Annotated in this window: 4 protein-coding genes and 3 pseudogenes; 6 read left to right on the forward strand and 1 reads right to left on the reverse strand. The window is 40.7% G+C overall.

Annotated features, from left to right (window positions below):
- The first annotated feature begins 130 nt into the window (after positions 1–130).
- On the forward strand, positions 131–478 hold the full coding sequence (locus tag GNF10_RS34370; RefSeq protein WP_185582296.1) for a transposase: 348 nt from the start codon (positions 131–133) through the stop codon (positions 476–478).
- Positions 479–503: 25 nt separating this feature from the next.
- Positions 504–950: pseudogene (locus GNF10_RS34375) on the forward strand (transposase); the annotation flags it as partial.
- 229 nt (positions 951–1,179) lie between these two features.
- Here the strand turns inward: GNF10_RS34375 and GNF10_RS34380 are convergent.
- On the reverse strand, positions 1,180–2,487 hold the full coding sequence (locus tag GNF10_RS34380; protein WP_311774263.1) for a glycosyltransferase: 1,308 nt from the start codon (positions 2,485–2,487) through the stop codon (positions 1,180–1,182).
- On the opposite strand from GNF10_RS34380, the gene GNF10_RS34385 reads away from it, so the two are divergent.
- The 4 genes and pseudogenes from GNF10_RS34385 (at position 2,479) to GNF10_RS34395 (ending at position 5,195) form a co-directional block, all read left to right on the forward strand.
- A complete protein-coding gene (locus GNF10_RS34385) occupies positions 2,479–2,745 on the forward strand; it encodes a hypothetical protein (protein WP_185582294.1) in 267 nt (88 codons plus the stop codon). The genes GNF10_RS34380 and GNF10_RS34385 overlap by 9 nt on opposite strands.
- 1,096 nt (positions 2,746–3,841) lie before the next feature.
- Positions 3,842–4,003: pseudogene (locus tag GNF10_RS34390) on the forward strand (KGG domain-containing protein); the annotation flags it as partial.
- 21 nt (positions 4,004–4,024) lie between these two features.
- A pseudogene (locus GNF10_RS39395) lies at positions 4,025–4,075 on the forward strand (KGG domain-containing protein); the annotation flags it as partial.
- 823 nt (positions 4,076–4,898) lie between these two features.
- The gene (locus GNF10_RS34395) at positions 4,899–5,195 is read left to right on the forward strand and encodes a hypothetical protein (RefSeq protein ID WP_185586862.1); all 297 of its coding nucleotides are present in this window, start codon (positions 4,899–4,901) and stop codon (positions 5,193–5,195) included.
- Positions 5,196–5,868 lie beyond the last annotated feature (673 nt).

The following is a 5,868-nucleotide window of genomic DNA, read 5'->3' on the forward strand; positions in this document are numbered from 1 at the left end:
TTGCACTCGATTTAATAAATCCTCAACATTTAAGAAACTGGTTTGCTAGTTGCTGCTACTGTACCTCATAACAGCCGTAAATGCTGTAATATAAAAGTATGGTAATCTACTTCTCAACAAGGAGGGGTAGATGGCTGGACGTTTTGAAGGATTGAGTGATTTGGAATGGAAGTTATTTGAGGATATTTTCCCTCTTCAGCAGGAGCGTGGTCGGGGAATGCCTCATGTTCCATTTCGGTATGTTTTGAATAGTCTGCTGTACATTCTGATCAGTGGTTGCAGGTGGTGTGATCTACCACGTGGAACAATTTGGGCATCGAAGAGTGCAGCTCATCGTTGGTTAAAACGATGGTATGAAGACGGAACATTTGAGCATTTACAAGCGCGTATCTTAGCGATCGCTGATGATAAAGGACTGATAAACTGGAATTATGGCGCGGTAGACGGGTCTTTTTCCCCCTGGCAAGGGAGGCGGTGAAGACGTAGCTCGTGGTGGCAAAGGCAAGGGTATTCTGATTCACACGCTGACAGAGGGTAATGGAATGCCTTTAGCTAATTGCACTACGGCAGCCAATGGTAGTGAACGAGACCAAGTACTGCCTTTGCTTGATCGTGTAAAGCTAAAAACATTAAAACGTGGCAGACCGCGTAAACGTCTCAAGGTGTTGGCTGCTGATAAAGGTTATGACTCCAAAGAAAAACGTGCTGCCCTACGCAAACGAGGTATTCGCCCTCAATGGCCAAAACGAGTTTGGAAAACAAGGAAAAACAGAGGAAGACCCATTAAAATTTCTGTTCCTAGATTTCAGCAGGAGCGGTGTTTCGCTTGGTATCAACGCAAATACCGTCGTCTAGTCGTTAGATGGGAGCGTCGAAAGGTTTATTTTGACGCATTTATTGACCTCGCTACTATCCACATTTGGATTCACAAAATGTTATTAGTGGGATAGGTTCATTGCAATTTTTGGGAAATAAGTGGCTTTTTACGGGAATTAAAATAGCAAAAACTAAATCTTACTACTATTTTTACAGGGGTTTAAAGCCTTGCTTATTAAAATAGATTAAAATTGTATCTTATTTTCTGTTTGTACCTAGATTATAGACAATTACAGTCCCACAGACAATACCCGGTTTGTCAAAGGGAAGCAATTGACTTCTTCTTTAATTGTCTGCAATTTCTCACCCAATCAAACCTAGATGGCGATGGAAAACTTCAACAGCATTCGCCACACCATCCTCAGCCCTGATTTTCTCCCCTAACTCCTGGGCTTTTTTCTGCATCACCTCATCGCCCAGTACGATTTCAATTGCTGCTGCTAAAGTTTTATCTGACACTTTCTTGTACGGTATCGGCGCAGGGCTGACTCCCAACCGGGTTAGCTTTTCTCCCCAAACTGGCTGATCTGCAAAAAAGGGTACAGTAATTGATGGTGTCCCCGCACGTAACACTGCCGCCGTTGTACTAGCTCCTCCGTGATGCACTACTGCTGGCACTTGAGGAAACAGCCAATCATGGGGAACTTCCTTGTGAACAAACACTCGTAGCGAATCTTTTATATTCACCGTTCTTCCAACGTTACCCCAGCCTGACAATATAATCCCGCCTTGATGTGTTTTCTTTAGAGCTTCCACGATGTAATGTGTGAGATATTCTGGATTGGGCATCGTCATGCTGCCGAACCCAAAACACAAAGGCAATTGCTTTCGTCCCAGAAAATCCTCTAGTTCCAGAGGTGGCTCATATTCGGAGGCTTGGTCAATAAACCAGAAACCAGTTACATACACCCATGCAGGCCAGTCACGAGGTTTTGGGATCACGTGTGAACTAAACCCGTACAATACAGGAATTCTTGATACATTCGCCGGAGTCTTCTGTCTGAAACGTCTGCCCAAATATGGTAAAGGCGGCAATTTCAATGTTTCTGTTCTGAAGTGATTGAGCAGTTGACGATATCTTTGCCAGTACAAAAACTCTACTAGTAAGTAGCTACCATAATTTATCGCTTTCTTTAGCGGGTTTTTAGTTATTTGAGCAAATCTCAAAAACCCAAACATCCCTGTGGGAGTCAACGGTAGAACTGATGCAAAAAAGCAAGGTACGCCTAATTTCTCTGCGATGTGATATCCAAAGGTAGCTAACGGCGTGTAGATAATTACCTCACTTCCCTGACACGCACTCCAAGCTGATTCCAACTGTTGAAGTAAAAGCTTATCTCCTTCTTCTTTTTTCAACTTTTCTCCCGCAATCAATCGTTGCCCTTGCTTGGATTGCAGAAACTCTTCCATATTGCCAGCGATCGGTGCAAACTTTAAATCAAACTTTCTAACAAAAGATGCAAAGTTTTCGTGTGTTGCAACTGTTACCTCATGCCCAGCACGCTTCAAGCCAATAGCCAAAGCGCAGTATGGTTGCAAGTCTCCCCTTGAACCTACTGTTAGGATCGTAATCTTCAGTTTCCGGCTTGGTGCAGTCAAACTTTGCCTCAATTGGTTTCTCCACTCAAAACTCCGGCTCTACTCAATAATTCTACTGAATTACCTGTAGCTGGAAGCGATCGCAGATGTGGCAATCGCAACTCCAGTACAAGTCTACAATCTCATCTCCCGGCAATGACAACCGGGAGTGGTACAGGACTACTGGGAGCTAGGGGGATTTATTGTCGGTGCGCTGTGGGAGGCGGGGGGTGTTCAAAGAATAAAATAAGTCAAAGTGGAATCGGCTATGTACGCAAACGGACAGATTAACAGCGTCAAATCTGCAAAAATCAAAGTGGTTGTTGCTCCTTTTTCCTCACTACACCCAACTCAGCAACACCCCACACCCAAAAGCCTTATAGATAATCGATTTGCGCTTATCAAGTGTGCCGTAATCAAATAGGAATCTTAATACTTTCTAGCTAATTACTCAACATGAGAAATGAAAAACGCAGATATTACAGTGTAGCCAACAAAAAAAATCACAGTTGACATCATAAAAAAACTCCTTTTTTAGCCAAAGATTAAATAATATTTACTTACTTTGAATTTATAGCTTAATCTAAGTGTAAACATCTACTAAAAGACTACTCTATTAAATGTCTAGAGGATGACTCGGCTTAACAAAATTATCTTTCATAGTCAGGGTGAAGTATATCTCAATAATTACAGTAATTATTGAGATATACAAATCACTAACAAGTGAGTAAAGTTATTTTTGTCTGAGCAGGGCTACTCACTTAAATACAGGTAAGGAAGAGTATGCTGCTCAAATCACCTTACCTGTCTTGTGTCCAATCTTACTGCTACTGAACGACCATAGGACGATAATGAAAAAAATAAGTTTTACTGAGGCGTTTATTTGTGCTGATTATCACAATCATTCTTTAAAGGTCATTCAACCCTTTGAAAGATTTTTGTCCGTGAAGCGAACGCTAGCATTGCAACTAATAGGTTTAATATTATTTTCTGACTTTTTAGCCCCCGACCTATCGGGGGATTTTTGTTAGTATACGACTCATATTTGATTTCTGAAAAACCAAATTGGCTAGAAGCTTGCCATACAAAAGTTTGTTTATCAGTATACTTAGCAAGATTCAAGTACGATTCCTATAAATAATCAGGCAAACTTTAATAAGTACCATATTCGCATTATATACGCCCGCCTGGATAGGATTGTAGCAAGAATAACTTTAGTTATATATCTGAAGAATAAGTTCATCGTTACTATTTATCTCCAAAGAACCATGAATCCTTACGATTTACAGGGCTAAATTAGAGCTATGAGACAACTCAATTGAATTGCTTTTGAGGTTTCATTAGCTCAAAACCTAAAAAGCTTTAATTAGTTACAAGGAGTCATATTATGTCAGATACTAGCAATCGTGGCTTTGCTTCTATGGATGAAGACAAGCAACGCGAAATTGCAAGCAAAGGCGGACAAGCTGCTCATGAAAAAGGTACTGCCCATGAGTTCACTTCCGAAGAAGCTCGTGAAGCTGGACAAAAAGGTGGACAAGTTGCTCATGAGAAAGGTACTGCTCATGAGTTCACTTCCGAAGAAGCTCGTGAAGCTGGACGTAAGGGCGGCAGTTCGTGAGCGTGAGATATAGAGATAATTAACGGATGCAGTTTTTTGTTTCAAGTCACTCATTAGTAGATTTTCAGCAATAGCATCCATAAAACTGCCGACTTTTACTTATCTTGAGCCTGTAAATCTTGTACTTGCATATTTTAAAACTGCCCCATTCAAATCCCAATGAGGCAGTTTTAAAATTTATAGTACTAATAACTTAATTTATTTTATCTGGGTAAGTTTTTGTTGATATTATCTATCTTTACGCTGTCACTATTTATCTACAATTTCTTTCGCAGCCACAAGCACAGGTGCGATCGCTTTGGTTTGCTGATTATCTGTTGCATTGATGCATTATTGAATCGTTATATTAACTTACTCAATCAAACCCAGATGCTGTGCCCCTGGGCGATAGGCTAATACAGTTGAGATCAGTCTGTTTTTTCTCTCCCCGTTCCCTTACTTCCACAGAGGAATTTTCTTAACTGAACCACATTGAGCCAATTGCGTAGGCGCAGCCCGTCGTAGACATCGCTGTTGCATTAGTTAATATACAGTCAAAGCATTTTTGAAGTACGTCTTGGGCCCATTTTTTTACAAGCGGTTCATTTGCCACGTCTACAGATGTGAAATCATTGGGCGCACTAAACTTTTGACGTAGCAACAGATTATGCTGGAACATCTACCCGAAAACAGATTTGTACACAATTAATAAATTCTTCTGCAAGGGACTCGTATTTTCCATCGATTTGGTGTACCTTGTTAATTCCGTGCAAATTATTTATACCTAACTTCTCCCAAATTTACTCAGACAAATTTTAAGCCAATGCCTTCAAGGGAACAGCCAATGAAAACTTCTAATCATACAGATACTAAGAAGATCATCAAAAAATCCGACAAGCTTACTCTGAAACAGATGAAGTTGATCGAAGAAGCAGAAGACCAACTTCTTCTTGAAGCTAATACTGACAATTCTACTGCCCCTGTGGTTGAGCTTGAGGAGAAATCAGTAGTCGCTCCTGAATCAAGAGTTCCTGATTATATTCCGCACCTTGACAATCCTCCAGTACAGTCTATTGGCAACTCTGGCTGGCAAGTGTCTGATGTCTGGCGGGATATTCGAGTAGATGATTTTTGTAATTAAAGCAGACAATTTGTATTCCCAGACGGTTTTGCATCAAGGCGGTTGCAGTTATCCATGATCCGAATCTTAGAAATTGAGGGACAGGAACCGCTTCAGGGAGAAAAGTTTTCCCAAATGCAATATTGGCAGCAATGCCTCTGTCTCTTCGCTGAACCAATATTATGGCAACCGCCTGATCAACTTTTGTAAACTATCTTTGCACTCAGTCAAAGTTATAGTTGCATTGTGCCTATAATAAGTTACGGCTAACTATAACTGGAAGTTAGCACCCTGTAAATGGTTATCGCTTGGATGACGCATCAAAGGCGATACCAAGACAAGCAAAATTTATCGGCAGCGTAATAGAAACTATTCCGTTGCCAACATGCACCCTCCGCGATCGCATGTTGGTGGAAGTGTTGTATATCAAGGTGTGGGTTTGCAGACTAAGTGAAATTTTTAAAACGCAAGAATAAGGGTTTGAGCAATTTTTGTTGCAGACTAAATGAAATTTTTTTGCAGACTAAGTGAAATTTTCCCCCTAAATTTGCAGACTAAATGAAATTTTCCTCAATTACATAACATCTTGATTTGCGTCATTTTGAGTTAAGTCCCAACCCAATACTGCTCGGTTAAGGAGAAATAGAGGGTAAAACAAAGAAAATAGTGTTCGCGGATGATTGACGCGAATAAA

Origin of the sequence: Nostoc sp. UCD121 (assembly GCF_014222285.1) — a bacterium.
Lineage (GTDB): Bacteria > Cyanobacteriota > Cyanobacteriia > Cyanobacteriales > Nostocaceae > Nostoc.

Excerpts from the sequence above, each read along its gene's own strand:
- GNF10_RS34370 (WP_185582296.1), top strand. The coding sequence starts at position 131 with ATGGCTGGACGTTTTGAAGGATTGAGTGATTTGGAATGGAAGTTATTT.
- GNF10_RS34395 (WP_185586862.1), top strand. The coding sequence starts at position 4,899 with ATGAAAACTTCTAATCATACAGATACTAAGAAGATCATCAAAAAATCC.